The sequence below is a fragment of the Nocardiopsis changdeensis genome (assembly GCF_018316655.1).
GTDB lineage: Bacteria > Actinomycetota > Actinomycetes > Streptosporangiales > Streptosporangiaceae > Nocardiopsis > Nocardiopsis changdeensis.
Map to the genome: position 1 here is coordinate 1,505,570 of NZ_CP074133.1, position 16,980 is coordinate 1,522,549.

Annotated in this window: 17 protein-coding genes; 8 read left to right on the forward strand and 9 right to left on the reverse strand. The window is 74.2% G+C overall.

Annotated features, from left to right (window positions below; translation table 11 throughout):
- Nucleotides 1-27: 27 nt before the first annotated feature.
- Nucleotides 28-513, reverse strand: coding sequence for a GNAT family N-acetyltransferase (locus KGD84_RS06995; protein ID WP_220559444.1), 486 nt, complete (start codon nt 511-513; stop codon nt 28-30).
- Nucleotides 514-675: 162 nt separating this feature from the next.
- Here KGD84_RS06995 and KGD84_RS07000 point away from each other — a divergent pair, with 162 nt between their 5' ends.
- A complete protein-coding gene (locus KGD84_RS07000; RefSeq protein WP_220559445.1) occupies nt 676-900 on the forward strand; it encodes a helix-turn-helix domain-containing protein in 225 nt (74 codons plus the stop codon).
- A gap of 15 nt (nt 901-915) precedes the next feature.
- Here KGD84_RS07000 and KGD84_RS07005 read toward each other — a convergent pair whose 3' ends face one another.
- From KGD84_RS07005 to KGD84_RS07015, 3 genes are all read right to left on the reverse strand, one after another.
- The gene (locus KGD84_RS07005) at nt 916-1,764 is read right to left on the reverse strand and encodes a TIGR03619 family F420-dependent LLM class oxidoreductase (protein ID WP_220559447.1); all 849 of its coding nucleotides are present in this window, start codon (nt 1,762-1,764) and stop codon (nt 916-918) included.
- Between the two features lie 57 nt (nt 1,765-1,821).
- On the reverse strand, nt 1,822-2,820 hold the full coding sequence (locus KGD84_RS07010) for an endonuclease/exonuclease/phosphatase family protein (protein ID WP_220559448.1): 999 nt from the start codon (nt 2,818-2,820) through the stop codon (nt 1,822-1,824).
- Nucleotides 2,821-2,903: 83 nt separating this feature from the next.
- Nucleotides 2,904-3,794, reverse strand: coding sequence for a LysR family transcriptional regulator (locus tag KGD84_RS07015; RefSeq protein ID WP_255647188.1), 891 nt, complete (start codon nt 3,792-3,794; stop codon nt 2,904-2,906).
- A gap of 190 nt (nt 3,795-3,984) precedes the next feature.
- Between KGD84_RS07015 and KGD84_RS07020 the strand changes: the two genes are divergently transcribed.
- The 4 genes from KGD84_RS07020 (at nt 3,985) to KGD84_RS07035 (ending at nt 8,981) form a co-directional block, all read left to right on the forward strand.
- On the forward strand, nt 3,985-4,995 hold the full coding sequence (locus KGD84_RS07020) for an NADP-dependent oxidoreductase (protein WP_220559449.1): 1,011 nt from the start codon (nt 3,985-3,987) through the stop codon (nt 4,993-4,995).
- 242 nt (nt 4,996-5,237) lie between these two features.
- Nucleotides 5,238-6,062, forward strand: coding sequence for an aldo/keto reductase (locus tag KGD84_RS07025; protein WP_220559450.1), 825 nt, complete (start codon nt 5,238-5,240; stop codon nt 6,060-6,062).
- A gap of 305 nt (nt 6,063-6,367) precedes the next feature.
- A complete protein-coding gene (locus KGD84_RS07030) occupies nt 6,368-7,252 on the forward strand; it encodes an alpha/beta fold hydrolase (protein WP_220559451.1) in 885 nt (294 codons plus the stop codon).
- Between the two features lie 130 nt (nt 7,253-7,382).
- Nucleotides 7,383-8,981: a BCCT family transporter gene (locus tag KGD84_RS07035; RefSeq protein ID WP_220559452.1), complete on the forward strand. Its 1,599-nt coding sequence runs from the start codon at nt 7,383-7,385 to the stop codon at nt 8,979-8,981.
- A 24-nt stretch (nt 8,982-9,005) separates the two neighbouring features.
- On the opposite strand, the gene KGD84_RS07040 is transcribed toward KGD84_RS07035, so the two are convergent.
- Both KGD84_RS07040 and KGD84_RS07045 read right to left on the reverse strand, forming a co-directional pair.
- A complete protein-coding gene (locus KGD84_RS07040; RefSeq protein ID WP_220559453.1) occupies nt 9,006-9,830 on the reverse strand; it encodes an aminoglycoside 3'-phosphotransferase in 825 nt (274 codons plus the stop codon).
- A gap of 293 nt (nt 9,831-10,123) precedes the next feature.
- Nucleotides 10,124-10,774 carry a TetR/AcrR family transcriptional regulator gene (locus KGD84_RS07045; protein WP_220559454.1) on the reverse strand — a complete coding sequence of 217 codons (651 nt, stop codon included), beginning with the start codon at nt 10,772-10,774 and terminating at the stop codon, nt 10,124-10,126.
- Between the two features lie 94 nt (nt 10,775-10,868).
- Between KGD84_RS07045 and KGD84_RS07050 the strand changes: the two genes are divergently transcribed.
- Together KGD84_RS07050 and KGD84_RS07055 are read left to right on the forward strand one after the other, a co-directional pair.
- Nucleotides 10,869-12,074: a DUF418 domain-containing protein gene (locus KGD84_RS07050; RefSeq protein WP_255646362.1), complete on the forward strand. Its 1,206-nt coding sequence runs from the start codon at nt 10,869-10,871 to the stop codon at nt 12,072-12,074.
- Between the two features lie 86 nt (nt 12,075-12,160).
- Nucleotides 12,161-12,913: a nucleotidyltransferase domain-containing protein gene (locus KGD84_RS07055; RefSeq protein ID WP_220559456.1), complete on the forward strand. Its 753-nt coding sequence runs from the start codon at nt 12,161-12,163 to the stop codon at nt 12,911-12,913.
- A 377-nt stretch (nt 12,914-13,290) separates the two neighbouring features.
- On the opposite strand, the gene KGD84_RS07060 is transcribed toward KGD84_RS07055, so the two are convergent.
- A complete protein-coding gene (locus KGD84_RS07060; RefSeq protein ID WP_220559457.1) occupies nt 13,291-14,253 on the reverse strand; it encodes a GNAT family N-acetyltransferase in 963 nt (320 codons plus the stop codon).
- Nucleotides 14,254-14,447: 194 nt separating this feature from the next.
- Nucleotides 14,448-15,656: a benzoate/H(+) symporter BenE family transporter gene (locus KGD84_RS07065; protein WP_220559458.1), complete on the reverse strand. Its 1,209-nt coding sequence runs from the start codon at nt 15,654-15,656 to the stop codon at nt 14,448-14,450.
- 125 nt (nt 15,657-15,781) lie between these two features.
- On the opposite strand from KGD84_RS07065, the gene KGD84_RS07070 reads away from it, so the two are divergent.
- Nucleotides 15,782-16,546, forward strand: coding sequence for a class I SAM-dependent methyltransferase (locus KGD84_RS07070; RefSeq protein WP_220559459.1), 765 nt, complete (start codon nt 15,782-15,784; stop codon nt 16,544-16,546).
- Here the strand turns inward: KGD84_RS07070 and KGD84_RS07075 are convergent.
- The gene (locus KGD84_RS07075; RefSeq protein ID WP_220559460.1) at nt 16,515-16,979 is read right to left on the reverse strand and encodes a hypothetical protein; all 465 of its coding nucleotides are present in this window, start codon (nt 16,977-16,979) and stop codon (nt 16,515-16,517) included. The genes KGD84_RS07070 and KGD84_RS07075 overlap by 32 nt on opposite strands.
- Nucleotide 16,980 lies beyond the last annotated feature (1 nt).

The window sequence follows — 16,980 nt, forward strand, 5'->3', positions numbered from 1 at the left end:
ATCGGGGCCGCCACCGGAACGATCCGGTCAGCCGAGGGGCTTCTTGAACCCCAGGTGCGAGGGCGCGTAGCCGAGGCGCTCGTAGAACCGGTGGGCGTCCTCGCGGGCCCGGTCCGAGGTGAGCTGCACCAGTGCCGCGCCCCGGCCGCGGGCCACCCGCTCCACCCACTCCATGAACGCGGACCCCAGGCCGGTGCCGCGTTCGCCGCCGTGCACCCGGACCGCCTCCACCTGGACCCGCAGCGCGCCCCGCCGGGACAGCCCGGGGACGAACGTCAGCTGGAGGGTGCCCACCACCCGGTCGCCCCGGCGCAGCACCGCCAGGAACTGGTTCGGGTCGGCGTCGATGTCCTCGAACGCCCGCCGGTACACCTCCGGGTCGTCCGGGGCCTCCCGGGAAGCGCCCAGCCGGTCGTCGGCGAGCAGCCGGACGATCGCCGGGACGTCCTCGAACCGGGCGCGGTCCACGAACACTCCCGGCACCAGTTCCTCCGTCGCGATGTCGCGTCCCATATGCACTCCTTCGTCCGGTTCCTCGAAGCGTCCCCACCCTGTCACAGGCCCGATGCCGGCCCCGGGACCGGACCCCGGCGGACGGTCCGCACCCGGCCGGGCGGCCGGAGGGGGTGCGGTCCGCACGGTGCGGTCGCCGCGGGCCTCGTTTACAGTCGATCCATGGACGCCGAGCGGTTGGCCGACCTGGCCCGCGCCACCGAGAACACCGACCCGCTGGTCGGGCTGGACGCCACCGTGCGCATGCGCCAGGAGATGGAACGGCTCGAAGCGGTCCTGGTGCGCCGGGCCCGCAACCAGGGGGCCACCTGGGAGCGGATCGCCGACGCCCTGGGGGTGTCCAAGCAGGCGGTCCACAAGAAGTACCGGGGCGGCCTCTTCGGCTGACGGCGGCCGGGCCCGTCAGGCCGGCCGCAGGACCGCCGCGGCGAACCGCTCCATCCGTTCGCCGGACCCCTCCCAGTCCCCGAACCACACCGCCACGGCGTCCGCGCCCTCCCGCTCCAGGGCGCGGTACAGGTCCACGGCCCCGTCGAACCCGGCCTCCCCGCCGTCCCACGCGATCCGGGTCTGCGCCCGCACCGGGCGTTCGGTGAGCTCCCGCAGGCGGTCGCGGCAGCGCGCGAACCCGGCGGCGTCCAGGCCCACCCCCTGCCAGGCGTCGCCCAGGGCCGCGGCCCGCGCCAGGGCGGGCTCGGAGGCGCCGCCCACCGTCACCGGCAGGGGCGACGCCGGGCGGGGCTCGAACACCCCCCGTTCGTAGGAGTGGAACCGGCCCCGGAAGGGGCCCGAGCCCTCGAACAGGTGCCGCAGCAGCCGCAGTGTCTCGTCGGTGCGGGCGCCGCGCGTGGCGAAGTCCGCGCCCACCGCGGCGAACTCCTCCCGGGACCAGCCGACCCCCACCCCCAGCACGAACCGCCCGCCGGACAGGGCGTGCAGCGTCGCCGCCTGCTTGGCCAGGGTGAACGGGTCGCGCATCGCCGCCACCAGCACCGACGTGCCCAGCCGTACCCGCTCGGTGCGGGCGGCCAGGTGGGCCAGCGTCACCAGGGGCTCGTACACGCCGCCGAAGGTGGCCCCGTAGGGGGCGGGCGGGAGCAGGTGGTCCGGCAGCCAGAGGGCGTCCGCGCCCAGCTCCTCGGCCCGCCGGGCGAGGTCGGCGAGGACCCGCGGCGGCATGTCCGGGGACTCGTCGGGCAGCACCACCTGGAAGCGGGTCGCGGATGTCGTGCCGGGGGCCTGTTCGCTCATGCGCCGACCGTAGACCGTGCCACCGGTGTGAAGGTCAAGCCCGGCCGCGGCGTGCCGTCAGCGGCCGCCGGGAAGGGTCACGGTGACGACCACGGCCCGGTGGTCGCTGCCGGTCACCTCCACCACCTCCAGGTCGGCCACCCCCATGCCCGGGTCCACCAGCACGTGGTCGATGGTCACCGGGGGCAGCGTCCGCCCCAGGACCGGCCAGGTCGGGCGGGTGCCCTCGCCCAGCTCGGCCGCCGCGTCCAGGTAGCCCGAGTCCAGGACGTCGCGCAGGGCCGCGTGGTCCAGGGTGGCGTTGAAGTCCCCGGCCAGGATCCGCCGCACGCCCTCCGGCGGGGGAGCGGTCAGCGCCGCCAGCTCCGTCTCCCAGGCCGCGACGTACTCCGCGTTCAGCGGGGGAGGCGTGTGCACCGACACCACCTCCACCGCCCCGCCGTACCGCGCGCCCGGGACCTCCATGGCGGCGACGGGCATGGCGAACCCGTCCGGCCCGTTCAGCGCGCCCGCGTCGGTGAGCGGCAGCGCCGCGTGCACGGTGCTCCCCTCCACCCCGGCACCGGAGTGGTCGACGGTGTACGGCAGCAGGTCGTCGAGCCCGGCGGCGGACAGGTCGGCCAGCACCTCCGGGGTGACCTCCTGGAGGGCCAGCACGTCCACCCCGTGCTCGCGGACCAGGCCGACGATCTCGTCGATCCGGGCCCCGCCGCCTAGGACGTTGAAGGTCGCCACCCGCAGTTCGGGCCCGCCCATGTCGGTCACCGCGAAGAACACGGCCGCGCGCGGCACGACCGCCGCCACGAGCACCGCGGCCGCCACGGACAGGACCGCCAGGGACACCCACCGGCGCAGCACCCCCGCGAGGGCGACGGCCAGGACGGCGGCCCCCGCGGCGTAGGGCGTGTAGGCCATGAGCGGCACCAGCGGGAACCCGCGTTCCAGGCCCAGCCCGCGCGCCAGCGCGAAGGCCGCGAACCCCGCCGCCACCAGACCGACCAGCACGGTCACGGGCCGCGACCCGCGCCGCACGCCCACCGGTGTCCGTTCCGCCATGCGTCCTCCTCCGCTCCGCCGTTGCCGGGGGGTGGGATCCCCGTACAGGGGGGGACGGTTGCGACCGGATGCGAACGCGGGGTTCACCAGGAGCGCCCCGCCGCGGACAGCAGCGACAGCACCCCCTCCAGGCAGGAGTTCTCCGGTATCCCCGGCCGCCGCACCAGGAACGCCGTGTTGATCGGCGGGTCCTCCGGCTCCAGCAGCGTCACCAGCCGCCCCGCGTCCAGCTCCCCCTGGCACAGGTAGCGCGGCAGCACGCTGACCCCGGCACCGCCCGCCACCGTGGCCATCACCGCCCGCAGGTCCGGCACGACCACCGCCGCCTTGCAGGTGAGCCGCACCCCGAACACGTGCCGCCAGTACCGGCGCAGGATCGGCAGGCTCTCGTCGTAGGCCACCAGGGGGACCTCGCACAGGGCCGGCGCCCCCTGCCGGGCGATCCGTCCCGGGCCGATGCGATCCGCCCACAGCGGCGCCCCCACCAGCACGAACTCCTCGTCCGCCAGCGGCTCGGCCACCAGTGAGCGCCCGCGCGGCCGTACCGTGGACACCACCAGGTCGTGCCGTCCCGCGCGCAGCTCCTCCAGCAGGTCGTCGGAGAGGCCGTGGCGCACCCGCAGCCGCAGCCCCTCCGACTCCACCAGCGGGGCCAGGGCGGGCAGCACCAGCACCTGGAGCGCCTCCGCCGGCCCGGCCAGCCGCAGCGGCCGGTGCGGGACCGCCGGACCGCCCCCGGCCACCAGCTCCAGAGCGTCCAGGGGCTCTGCGACCCGCGCCGCCAGTTCGTTGGCCTCCGCGGTCGGCGCGACACCCCGCGGCAGCCGCTCGAACAGGGAGTGCCCCAGCCGGCGCTCCAGGGTCCGTATCTGAGTGGTCACGGTCGGCTGTGACAGGCGCAACGCCTGTGCGGCCGCCGTGAAGGACCCCGACCGGTGCACGGCCAGGAACGTCCGCAGCTGCTGGAGATCCAGCGGGGCGGGACCGGTCTCGACGCGGGCGTCCCCGAGGACCGCCGCGGATCCATTGGAATACCTATGGCTCACTTCGGCGATTTTATTGGTCGGTCAATACGTGGAGGTACTAGCGTCGGCCACCGGGCCCACCGCCCACCGCGCGGGGCCCGTACCCGTTCCCACGGCAGTCCGTTCGAGAGGTGCCACCGTGTCCGTCACCAGCAGGGAAGTCCACCTGGTCGCCCGCCCGGTCGGGGAGCCCGTCCCCGGCGACTTCGCGCTCGTCGAGACCACCCTGCCCGACCCCGGTCCCGGGCAGGTCCTGATCCGCAACGAGTGGATCTCCGTCGACCCGTACATGCGCGGCCGGATGAACGACACCAAGTCCTACGTCGCCCCCTACCGCCTCGGCGAGGCCATGGAGGGCGGCGCGGTCGGCACGGTCATCGCCTCCGGTGACGACTCGGTTCCGGTCGGCACCACCGTGCTGCACTCGCTGGGTTGGCGCGACCACGCGCTGGCGCCCGCCGGGGCGGTCCGGGCCGTGGACGCCGGGGCCGCGCCCGCCCAGGCCTACCTCAACGCGCTGGGCATGATCGGCTTCACCGCCTACGTCGGCCTCACCGAGATCGCCCCCGTCCGCGAGGGGGACGTGGTGTTCGTCTCCGGCGCCGCCGGGGCGGTCGGCTCCCTCGCCGGGCAGATCGCCCGCCGCCTGGGCGCCGCCAAGGTCATCGGCTCGGCCGGGGGCCCGGAGAAGAAGCGCCGCCTGGTCGAGGAGTTCGGCTACGACGCCGCCATCGACTACCGCGAGGGCCGGCTGGAGGAGCAGCTCGCCCAGGCCGCCCCCGACGGGATCGACGTCTACTTCGACAACGTCGGCGGCGACCACCTGCGGGCGGCCATCGCCGCCGCGCGCGACCACGCCCGCTTCGCCCTGTGCGGGGCGATCTCCCAGTACAACGCCACCGAGCCGGTGCCCGGGCCGGACAACCTGTTCCTCGCCGTGGGCAAGCGGCTCACCCTGCGCGGCTTCATCGTCGGCGACCACGCCCGCCTCATGGGCGAGTACGCCCGCCGCGCCGCCGGGTGGCTGGCCGACGGCGACCTGCGCGCGGAGGAGACCGTGGTGGACGGCATCGAGAACGCCGTCACCGCCTTCCTGGACATGATGCGCGGCGCCAACACCGGCAAGATGCTGGTCCGGCTGGCCCCTTAGGGCGTGTTCGGCGGATCATTCCGGGTCGCGGCCGCCGGGCGGCCTCTCGCCGCGCCGCCTGTGCTCGGACGGCCTACCCCGGGCCGACCTCGCCAGGCGGCTTGCGAGAGATCGCCCGACGACCGCTCCCGGCACCCGGCGCAAGCGCCGGGCCACACGAAAGCATCCACCGAACACGCCCTAGTCTGCTCCCGCCCCCCGCGCCACACCTTCCTCATCCTCGTGACCCCGGAAAGGGACCCATGCAGTACGTCACCCTCAACAACGGCCTCCGCATGCCGCAGCTCGGATTCGGTGTCTGGCAGGTCCCCGACGACCAGGCCCAGGCCTCCGTCGAGACCGCCCTGGAAGTCGGCTACCGCAGCATCGACACCGCCCGCATCTACGACAACGAGGCGGGCACCGGCCGGGCCCTGGCCGCCTCCGGACTGCCCCGCGAGGAGCTGTTCGTCACCACCAAGCTGTGGAACGACGACCAGGGCGCGGACAAGGCCCTCAAGGCGTTCGACGCGAGCCTGGAGCGCCTGGGGCTGGACTACGTCGACCTGTACCTGATCCACTGGCCGGTCCCGGCCCAGGACGCCTACGTCGACACCTGGAAGGTGCTGGAGCGCATCGCCGCCGAGGGCCGCGCCAAGGCGGTCGGCGTGTCCAACTTCACCGAGAAGACCCTGGCCCGCCTGCTGGAGAACACCGACCTGGTGCCCGCGGTCAACCAGATCGAGCTGCACCCGTACTTCTCGCAGGAGGCCATGCGCGGGCTCAACGCCTCCCACGGCATCCTCACCGAGGCCTGGAGCCCGCTCGGCCAGGGCAAGGGCCTGCTGGAGGAGCCCGTGCTGGCGGAGATCGGGGCGAAGCACGGCAAGACCGCCGCCCAGGTCGTGCTGCGCTGGCACCTCCAGACCGGCAACATCGTGATCCCCAAGTCGGTGACCCCGTCCCGCATCGCGGAGAACTTCGACGTGTTCGATTTCGCACTGGAGGGTGACGACCTGGACAGGATCGGCGCCCTGGACCGCGACGGCCGCATCGGGCCGGACCCGGACGGGTTCAACGTCGTCTGACCCCGGCGTGCGGAGGGCGCTCCCGGCGGGCGGGGGCGCCCTCCGGCGTTCCCCGCGGCGGTGGCCGGTGCCGGTCACCCCCGGGCCGCGCCCTCCCCGCCGCCGCCCGTTCTTCCGGGAGGAACGGGTCGAAAGCGCTCGGGAGCGGACACATTCCGCGCATCGGAGAAGATCGCGGAACGCCTTCCCGCGGCCGCTCCCGCCCCCGAGGTGGCACGGGGCCGACGGGAGGCGTACAGTCCTCTTTTGGCGCGCCGGGCAGCAGACCGGCGAACAGCACTCTCCCTACGCGAAATCCCAGATCCATGACCGTCGTTCCTTCGCGCACCGCGCGTGTCTACCGCTCCGAGAGCGCCGAGCGTTCGGTACACGCCTGGTGCCACAAAGCCCTCAGCCGCTGGCCCGAACTCGGCCCCCTGCCCCCCGTGGACACCCGCATGGGCAGCACCCAGGCGTTCCGGTCCACCGGCGGCCCCGGGACGCCGGTCCTGATCCTGTCCGGCACCAACTTCAACGCCGCCACCACGGTGCCCGCGGCCCGCGCACTGTCCGCGGACCGCCCCGTGTACCTGGTGGACCTGCCCGGGCAGCCCGGCCTCAGCTGCGGCGAACGCGTCGGCAGGCCGGGGATCGAGGCGTACGGGGCCTGGTTCGACGAGCTCCTGCCGCAGATCACCGACCGGCCGGTCATCGTGCTCGGCCACTCCCGGGGCGCCGCCATCGCGCTGGCCTCCACCCCGTCGCCGCTGGTCGCCGGGCTGCTGCTGCTCAACCCGGCCGGGCTGACCGCGCCCGGGATGACCTCCGAGTCGATGCGGGCCACCCTGCCGTGGATGCTCCGCCCTACCGAGCAGAACAGCGGGCGCCTCGTCGAGTTCCTCAGCGGGCCGCAGACGCCCTGCGAGGAGCACCGCGAGGAGGCCGAGTGGCTCACCCTGCTCGCGCGCAGCTGCCGCACCGGGTCCACGCCCAGCCCGCTGTACGCGGAGCAGATCCGTGCCTGGTCCGACACGCCCGTCGCGGTCGCGACCGGGTCGCACGACCCGTTCTTCTCGCCGGCGCGCCTGCACGGGCCCGCCCGGCGCTTCCTGGACGCCGAGGTCCACACCATCGAGGGCGCCGGCCACCTGTCCCTGTACGAGAACCCCGAGCAGGTCTGCGGGCTGCTGCGCTCGCTCGACGGCGCCTGACGGCCCCGCACGCCGACCGCGGGCGGCCCCCGGGGGCGACCCCGGAACCGTCCGCGGCCGTGTCCCGGCCCGCATCGGAGGGCCGGAGCGGCAAGACTCTCCGTGAGGAAGCCATCACGGGGAGGCGCATATGCTCGACAGGGCGGCGAAAGCCCTCGGTCTCAGGACCGATCCGGTCATCTTCTTCGGCGCGGTCGCGGCGACGGTCCTGTTCGTGGTGTGCGCCATCGCCTTCACCGACACGGTGGACGCGGTCTTCGGCGCCGTGTCCGACTGGATCCTCACCCACCTGGGATGGTTCTACATCCTGGGGGTGACCACCTTCCTGGGCTTCCTCGTCTGGATCGCCCTGAGCAGGTACGGCCGCGTCCGGCTCGGCGGCGACGACAGCCGGCCCGACTACAGCGACCCCGTCTGGTTCTGCATGCTCTTCGCCGCCGGCATCGGCAGCATCCTCATGTTCTGGGGTGTGGCGGAGCCCATCAGCCACTTCGCCGAGCCGCCGCTGCGCGACGTGGAACCGGAGTCGGTGCAGGCGGCGAGCGAGGCCATGGGGTTCACCCTCTACCACTTCGGCCTGCACACCTGGACGATCTTCTGCCTGCCGGGGCTCGCCTTCGCCTACTTCGCGTACCGCAAGGGGCTGCCGTTCCGGGTGAGCTCGATCCTGTACCCGTTCCTGGGGAGGCGCACCTTCGGGCCCCTCGGGCGCTTCATCGACGCGTTCGCCGTCCTGGGCACGCTCTTCGGGGTCGCCGTCACCATCGGCCTGGGCACCATGCAGATCAACAGCGGACTGCACACGCTCTTCGGGGTCCCGGAGAACAGGGCCGTCCAGCTCGTCCTCATCGCGTCCGTGACGACCCTCGCGGTGATCTCCGTGGCCACCGGCCTGGACGTCGGCATCAAGTGGCTGTCCACCGCGAACATCGTGATGGCCGTGGGACTGCTCGTCTTCGTCTTCCTCGCCGGCGCCAGCCTGTACCTCGTCAAGGGGGTCATCGAGACCACCGGCGTGTACCTGTCGTGGCTGGTCCCGCTCTCCTTCTGGAACGACACCTTCGGCGACACGGGGTGGCAGGGGACGTGGACGGTCTTCTACTGGGCGTGGACGATCACCTGGTCGCCGTTCGTGGGGATCTTCGTCGCCCGCATCTCCCGGGGCCGGACCATCCGGGAGTTCGTCCTGGGGGTCCTGGCCGTGCCCACCGCCTTCAGCATCATCTGGTTCGGCGTCTTCGGCCTGTCGGCGTTCGACATCGAGATGAACCAGGGCGGGGAGCTGGTCCGCAACGTCGTGGTGGAGGAGGACATCCCCGGCGCGCTGTTCGCCTTCCTCGCCCACTACCCCCTGCCGACCCTCGTCTCCGCGGCGAGCATCCTCATCGTGGTCGTCTTCTTCACCACCTCCTCGGACTCCGCCTCGCTCGTGGTCGACATGCTGTGCGCGGGCGGGCCCGAGTCGCCCGTCCGCCAGCGGGTGTTCTGGGGCGTCACGGAGGGGGTGGTGGCCGCCACCGTGCTCACCGCGAGCGGGGTGGGCGGGCTGGAGGCCCTGCAGCAGACGATCATCGTCTTCGGGCTGCCGTTCTTCGTCCTCACGTTCTTCATGATGGTCGGCCTGGTGCGCAGCCTGCGCCGGGAGCCGGAGAGCGCCTTCCGCAGGCGCCCGCCGCACGGCGGGGAGCCCGGGGAGGAGAAGAGGGAGGCCGGAGCGGACGGGCCCTAGCCGTACGGGCGGGGCGCCGCCGGCTCACTCCGGCCAGAAGAAGTCGTCCAGGACCCGGTACAGCTCCAGCAGCCCCGGGTCGACCAGGTCGCGGCCGTAGGCGTCCAGGAAGGCCTCCGCGTCGCGCGGCCCGAACGACGGGTTGAGATCGCTCAGCATGCTGCCCGTCATGTCCGCCAGGTCCAGGTGGCGGTCGCCCACGCCCACCCGGCCCAGGTCGATGAGGGACCACCCGCCCTCCCCGTCCACCAGGACGTTGGGCAGGCAGTAGTCGCCGTGCAGCAGGACCGGCCCGGACACCGGGATCCGCTCCAGGCGGTCGGCCAGCGCGGCCAGCACCTCCGCCGCCCCCGACGCGCGCCGCCCGTTGCCCCCGGGGACCCGCGGGGTGTGGCCCTGCGCCCGCCAGCCGCGGTCCACGGCGCCCGACGCCACCCGCTCGCGCGCCTGCTCCAGCAGCACGTCCGGGCCCATCGGGAGCGGTAGCCCCGCCGCCGGGACGGCGTGCAGGTCGCGCAGCGCCCGGGCCAGCAGGGCGATCAGCTCCGCGCGGTCGTGCCTCGGCTCGTGGGCGCCCCGGCCGGGGAGGTGCTCCATGGTCAGCCAGTACGAGCCCCGCCACCGCCCGGAGTCCAACAGCCGGGGGACCGGCAGCCGCGTGCCGGCCAGCAGGCGCAGCCGCCGCTCGGTGCCGACCAGCTCGGCCACCAGGTCGCGGCGGCCCGCGTCCGCCGACTTGAACACCGCCGTCGGCCGCCCCGCGACGTACAGGCGGGCGACCCGGGCCCCGGACAGGCCCACGTCGATCTCCTCGACCCGGTCGGCGGCGACACCCGGCGGCAGTGACATGCCCGGCAGCCTAGCCGCACGCCCGGCCCCGCCCCACCGGTTTTCCCGCCGCCGGGCCCGTGCAGCGGGACGGCGGCATGTCCGGTGCCCCTGCCGGGCGGCCGATGCTGTTCCCACCGGTTCTCCGCGGCCGCCGGGTCCGTGCAGCGGCGTCCGCCACGGCCGCCGTCTGCGGGAGCCCGCTCCGCGCGGTGCGACCCCGGCGGGGCGGCGTGTCCGGTGCCGCGGCCGGATGGCCGGTGGCGATTCCGCCGGCTCTCCGCTTTCGCCGGGCCGCCCCGAGTGCGGCGCGGCTAGGGTGTGCGGCTCGGGCGGGGGTCCGCGCCGACGGCGGGCAGGATCACCTCGTCGACGACCTGGGCGAGGTGGTCGCGGTCGGGCGCCCGGCCGTGGTCGATCGAGTACTTGAGGACCATCGCCTCCCCGATGTCGGTGGTCACGTCGGTGACCCGGGCCGGGTCGATCCGGCCCTGCTCGGCGTAGTGCATCAGGACGGTGCGGGTGAACCGCCCGCCCCGGGGGCCGAACACCTCGTCGTCGAACCGCTCGTGCAGCACCGGGTCGCGCAGGGACTCGGCGATCACCGCGAACATCGCCTGTCCCAGGGGGGACGAGCTCAGCTCGGTCAGCATCGCCAGCGAGTCGATGAGGTCCCCGCGCAGGTCGTCGGCGCCCGGGGCGGGCCGCTCCTGCGGGAAGTGGCTGTACATCGCGTCCAGCAGGATGTCCGTGGGCAGGGACCAGCGCCGGTACAGGGAGGTCTTGGCGGTGCCCGCCCGGCGGGCGATCCCCTCCATGGACAGCCCGCCCACGCCGTTGTCCGCCGCCTCCAGGATCGCGGCCTCGTGGATGGCGCCGACGAGCTGCTCGCCGCGCCTGCGTGTACGCCGCGGGGAGGACTCCCCGTCCGATGGCGCGGCCGAATCCTCGTTCCGGTTGTCCACAGGGCTTCCCAACTAAGAAACGATGCCGTATCTTAAAAACGCGTACTGGCTACGTACCCGTATCTTAGCGTCCGACCTTCCCGGAGTGATCCCTATGCCCCCTCCTCGTACCTACGGCGTCCCGCTGACGGGACGGGCCGTGGCCCCCGACCTCGCCCGCGGCGTGATGCTGCTGATCATCGCCGTCGTGCACGCCCACATCCTGTGGCAGATGACCGCCGGGGGCCACTCCGCGGGAGTGGCCGACACCGTGACGACGATGGCGCTGATGCTGTTCGCCGAGGCGCGCGGCTACCCGATGTTCGCCGCCCTGTTCGGATACGGGCTGGCCTGGATCCACCTGCGGCGGACGGCCGAAGGTCGGCCCTGGCCACGCGTGCGCTCCCTGGTGCGCAGACGCGGCCGCTGGATGCTGCTCATCGGGGTGCTGCACACCGCGCTGCTCTTCTTCGGCGACATCATCGCCGTCTACGGTCTCATCGCGCTGTGCTTCGCGGGTCTGCTGCACGTCACCGACCGGAGGCTGCTCTCCCACGCGTTCGGCTGGATGGCGGGCGGTTCCCTGGTCTACGCGCTGGGCACCACCCTGCCCGAGGCCACCTCCGCCGACGCCAGCGTGTTCGGCCAGGACTACCTGGCGGACGTGGGGATGCGGCTGATGACCTGGCCGGTGATGACCCCGCTGCTGCTGTTGACCTCGGTGTTCCCGTTCGCGATCGGGGTGTGGGCCGCCCGGCGCCGGGTCATGGAGCGGCCGCAGGAGCACCTGGCGCTGCTGCGCCGGACCGCCGGGATCGGCATCCCGCTCGCCGTTCTGGGCGGGCTTCCCCAGGCGCTGGTGTCCGCCGGCCTGTGGGCGCCGTCGTCGACGGCGGTGGAGGGCCTGGGGGCCTGGCTGCACGTGCTCACGGGATACGCGGGCGGGTTCGGCTACGCGGCGCTCATCGCCCTGGTGGCGGTGCGGTTCGGCGAGCGGCAGGGGCCGGTGGTCCGCGCCCTGGTCGCCACCGGGCAGCGGTCGATGACCTGCTACCTGCTGCAGTCGGTGGCCTGGATGACGCTGTTCATGCCGTACACGCTGAACCTGGGCGCCGAGCTGTCCGCCACCGCCTCGGTCCTGGTGGGCGTCGCCGTCTGGGCGACGACCGTGGTCCTGGCGGACCTGATGCGGCGCACCGGGGTGCGGGGGCCGGCCGAGCGGTTCCTGCGGTGGCGGACCTACGGCCCGGAGCGCGAGCAGCCGGCCGGAGACCCCGGGGGTCACGGCGACCGACCATCCGCACAGCCGTCGGTGCGCTGAACCACCACCACCGCCTCCCGAGTCCGGGGTGAAGGCCGTGTCACCCTCCCGGAGCCCGGGTTCCGGGAGGGTGGGAGCATGGCGGGATGGGACGTTCTGACGACATCTTCCTCAAGGACACGGCGGCCCGGCTGGGCGGGCTGACCGGGGTGCGGGCGGTGGCCCTGGGCGGGTCGCGTGCGCAGGGGACGCACCGGGACGACAGCGACTGGGACCTGGCGGTCTACTACCGCGGGGAGTTCGACCCGCGGGAGCTGCGGGAGCTCGGCTGGCCCGGTGAGGTATCGGAGGTCGGCGGCTGGGGTGGGGGTGTGTTCAACGGCGGCGCGTGGCTGCGCATCGACGGCCGCCCGGTGGACGTGCACTACCGGGACCTGGACGTGGTGGAGCGGGAGGTCGAGCGGGCGCAGGCCGGCGACTTCGACGTGGAGCCCCTGCTGTTCCACCTGGCGGGCATCCCCACCTACCTGGTGGTCGCCGAGCTCGCCCTGGGCCGGACCCTCCTGGGCGAACTGCCCCGGCCGGACTACCCGCAGGCCCTGCGCCGGAACGCGCCGCCCCGCTGGCGCGGGGTCGCCGCGGCCACCCTCGGGTACGCCGAGCACAACCACGCCCCGCAGGGGCGGGTGAGCCAGACCGCGGGCCTCATCGCGCAGGCGGCCGCCCAGACGGCGCACGCGGTGCTGGCCGGGCGCGGCGAGTGGACGACCAACGACAAGGCCCTGCTGGCCAGGGCCGGGTTGGAGGAGATCGACCTGGTCATCGCCGGGATGACCGCCGACCCCCAGGACCTGGTGGCGGCCGTCGCCGAGGCCGGACGGGTCTTCGCCACGGCGTGAGCGAAGACCGCGGCGCGGCGTCCCAGGCGGTGCCACCTGGCGCCGACCGAGCTTTGAGCGTGCCTCTGCGTCGGCGTGGCCGAGCCCCGGCCGCGTCCGAGCGCGGCGTGGTCACCGGCGGACCCGGGACGTGTTCTCCCTGCCCCGCGACCGCCGGGCCTCGTCGGGCGACATCGCCGTGCTCGCCGTGGGGCGGTGCTGGTACCGCCGGGTCTGCCGGGCCTCGTCGGGCGACACCGCCGTGCTCGCCGTGCGGCGGTGCCGGTGCAGCCGACACCGCCGGGAACGGCACGACGTCCCGGGCGGTGTCGCCCGGGGAGGGGCGACCGGTCGGCCGACGCAGGGCGCCGGCCGATCGGAGGCCCCGGCGGCCGCGCCTACAGGGGCGCGTCCCACACCATGTCGACGACCCCGCTGATGGTGGCGTACCCCGCCCGGGCGAAGGCCGCGGCCATGGGGGTGTTCCCCAGGTCCGTGGCGGCCCGCGCGTACGTCTCGCCGCCCTCCTCGACCAGCACCCGGGTGCCCTCGGCCAGCAGGTCGTCGATGTACCCGTTGCCCCGGTACTCGGGCAGCACCGCGATGTACCCGATGATCGGGTGCTTGGCGTTGCGGGCGGGCAGCACGAACCCGACCGGTTCCCCGTCGGGCCCGGTGGCGATCCGCCACCAGGACCGCGGCGTGGAGTAGCGCCCGAACTCTTGGGCGAACTCGCCCGAGACGACCTCCTCGGGGGTCATGGTCAGCAGCTCGTGCCGGTGGTGGGCGTCCAGGCTGCCCTGCAGCGCCCGCTCCATCAGCTCCCGCATCTCCTGCTCGTCCCGGATGCCCCGGAAGCGCAGCCGGTCGCCGGGGCGCGGCGCGGAGTCCCCCAGGTCCCACTGGAAGCGGAGCCGCTCCACGAGCAGGGAGCCGCCGGTCTTCTCCACGGCGGCCATCCGCTCGGCCACGGCCCGCCGCTCGTGCGGGTCGGAGCGCCAGTCGGCGGACACGAACCGCAGGAACTCGGGCGGTACCGTCCCCGGCGGGACGGTGGCGGCCAGCGCCGTGCGCAGCAGGTGTTCGAGGACGGCCTCCCGGTCCAGGCCGGAGGCCTCGTCGTCGACGTCGAGGACGTCGGTCAGCAGGGGTTCGTCGCCCTGCTTCGCCGCCCAGAAGGACAGCCGGGCCACCGGGCGGTCGCCGGCCAGGGCCAGCCACATCCATGCGGCGCGGCGGCGGCCGTCGGCCAGGTCCTCGGCGAATTCGTCGTTCAACAGGTAGGGGAACCGGTTGAACAGAGACAGTTCTTCGGGTCCGGTGATCGGACGGACGGTCAGGTCGGATACTGCAACAGTCAAGGCGACACCTTCGTGTGTGCGCCCGACCGCCCGGAGGCGGGCCGCGTGAGCCCTATCGGTTCCCCCGGGAGGCCACGAGCGCGATGTGCACGGTGGACATGGCCCGGCCTCCTCTCGTTCTCGGACCCCGGTTCACCGTTCGTACCGGGGCGCGTAATTTCTACCGGTCGCGTGCCGGGGAGCGCAACCGTCTTTCACGCGGCCTCCGCCTCCTCGTCGGTCCGCGCGCCCCGCCGCGCGGTGACCGCCCAGGTCACCGTTCCGGCGACCAGCCCCCAGAACGCCGAGCCGATGCCCAGGAACGTGACCCCCGACGCCGTCGCAAGGAACGTCACCAGCGCGGCCTCCCGCGACCGCTCGTCCGACAGCGCCGACGACAGCGACCCCCCGATCGTGCCGAGCAGGCCGAGCCCGGCGATGGCCGCGATCAGCGCCGGGGGCAGCGCCACCAGCAGCGCCGCGACGGTCGCCCCGAACACGCCGACGACCAGGTAGAAGACGCCCGCCCACACCCCGGCGAGGAACCGCCGCTCCCGGTCGGGGTGGGCCTGGGGCCCCGTGCAGATCGCGGCGGTGATCGCCGCCAGGTTCATGCCGAAGCAGCCGAACGGCGCCAGCACCAGGTTGGTCGCCCCGGTCCACCCGATCAGCGGCGAGACCGGCACCCGGTAGCCGTCGTTGCGCAGCACCGCCACCCCGGGCAGGTTCTGCGACGCCATCGTCACCACGAACAGCGGCACCCCCACGCTCACCAGCACCTGCCAGGAGAACTCGGGGACGACCAGCACCGGGACCGCGAGCCGGGGGACCACCCCCGACAGGTCCAGCGTTCCGCCCAGGGCCGCCACGGCGCCCCCGGCGACCAGCGCGGCGGGCACCGCGTACCGAGGCGCCCAGCGGCGGGCCGCCAGGTACACCGCGAACATCGCGGCCACCACGGCGAGGTCGCCCTCCATGCTCGTGAACAGGCCGATCCCGAACTGCAGCAGCACCCCGGCCAGCAGTCCGGCGGCCAACGGCACGGGGATGCGGTCCATGACCTTCTCGAACCAGCCGGTCACCCCGCTCAGCGTGATCAGCGCGGCCGAGAACACGAACGCGCCGACCGCCTGCGCCAGCGTCACACCGTCCAGGCCCACCGCCAGCAGCGCGGCGCCGGGCGTGGACCAGGCGGTGACCACGGGCGCCCGGTAGCGCAGGGACAGGCCCACGCAGGTGACGGCCATGCCCACGCCCAGGGCGAGCATCCACGACGCGACCTGCCCGGAGTCGGCCCCGGCGGCCTCCGCGGCGGTGAACACGATGGCCGCGGAACTCGTCACCCCGACCAGCACGGCGACCAGCCCGGCGGTGACGGCGGGCAGGGGGGTGACGGAACCGGCGAACCGGAGCAGAGTCCTCATGGGGGTCCATCCTGGCGAGTCCGCTCCGACGCACCCGCGGCGGGGTGGCCCCATCACCGGATGACATGCCGCCGCCCGCGGAAAACCGGCTGGCCGCGGACGGTCCCGGATGTGAACATGCCTCCATGAGCACCTTCGACGACCTGGTGGCCGAGGCCGCCGACGCACCCGTGGCCGGGTGGGACTTCTCCTGGCTGGACGGCCGCGCCACAGAACAGCGCCCCTCCTGGGGCTACCACCGCCTGGTGGCCGAACGCATGGCGCGGGCGAGTGCCGCCCTGGACGTGCAGACCGGGGGAGGGGAGCTCCTGGCGGGTGTCCCGCGCAGGCCGCCGCTGACGGTCGCCACCGAAGGGTGGCCGCCCAACGTCGCCCGGGCCACCCGGCTGCTGCACCCCCTGGGCGCGGTGGTGGTCGCCGCGGCCGACACCGATCCCCTGCCGTTCGGGGACGACGCCTTCGACCTGGTGGTCTCCCGCCACCCGGTGGCCGCGAACTGGCCCGAGATCGCCCGGGTGCTCGCCCCGGGCGGCACCTACCTGTCCCAGGAGGTCGGCCCGGCGAGCGTGTTCGAGGTGGTGGAGTTCTTCCTCGGCCCCCAGCCGGAGGAGGTCCGGGCGAACCGCAGCCCCGACCACGCCGGCCGCGCCGCCGAGGCGGCGGGGCTGGAGGTGGTGGACCTGCGGTTGGAGGAGCTGCACACCGAGTTCTTCGACGTCGGCGCGGTGGTCTACTTCCTGCGCAAGGTCGTGTGGATGGTCCCGGACTTCACGGTGGAGAAGTACCTCGACCGGCTGCGCGCCATGCACGACCACATCGAACGCGAGGGCTCCTTCACCGCCACCACGACCCGCTTCCTCATCGAGGCCCGGGCCCCGCGGAACCCCTGACCGCGAGCCGTCCGCGCAGCCCCCGCCGCAGCCGTGCGGAGGCCCCGCGCAGGGCTCCGAGCGCCGCGACCCCGTCCGGGTCCACCCGGGGGTTCCCGGCCAGGGCGAGCGCGGCGCCGTAGGGCCGGGCACCCGCTGACAGGGATGCGGCGACGGCCCGCAGGACGGCGCCGAGCACCTCGCCGTCGGCCCCGGGGTGCTCGGCCAACAGGCGCAGCAACCGGTGGTGGTTCCACTCGTCCGACCGGGCGTGTGCCAGCAGCGCCAGTGCGTCCGCCGGTGTGCGCCGGTTCTCCGCGAGGGCCTGCCACACGAACGGATAGGGCGTGGCCGCCAGGCGGCGCAGCTCGGCGGGATCACGGGAGCCGCGCGCCGCCGCCAAGTGGTCGGAGGGGGAGGTGCCCGCGCGGGGCGGGCACCCGGGGACGGTCACG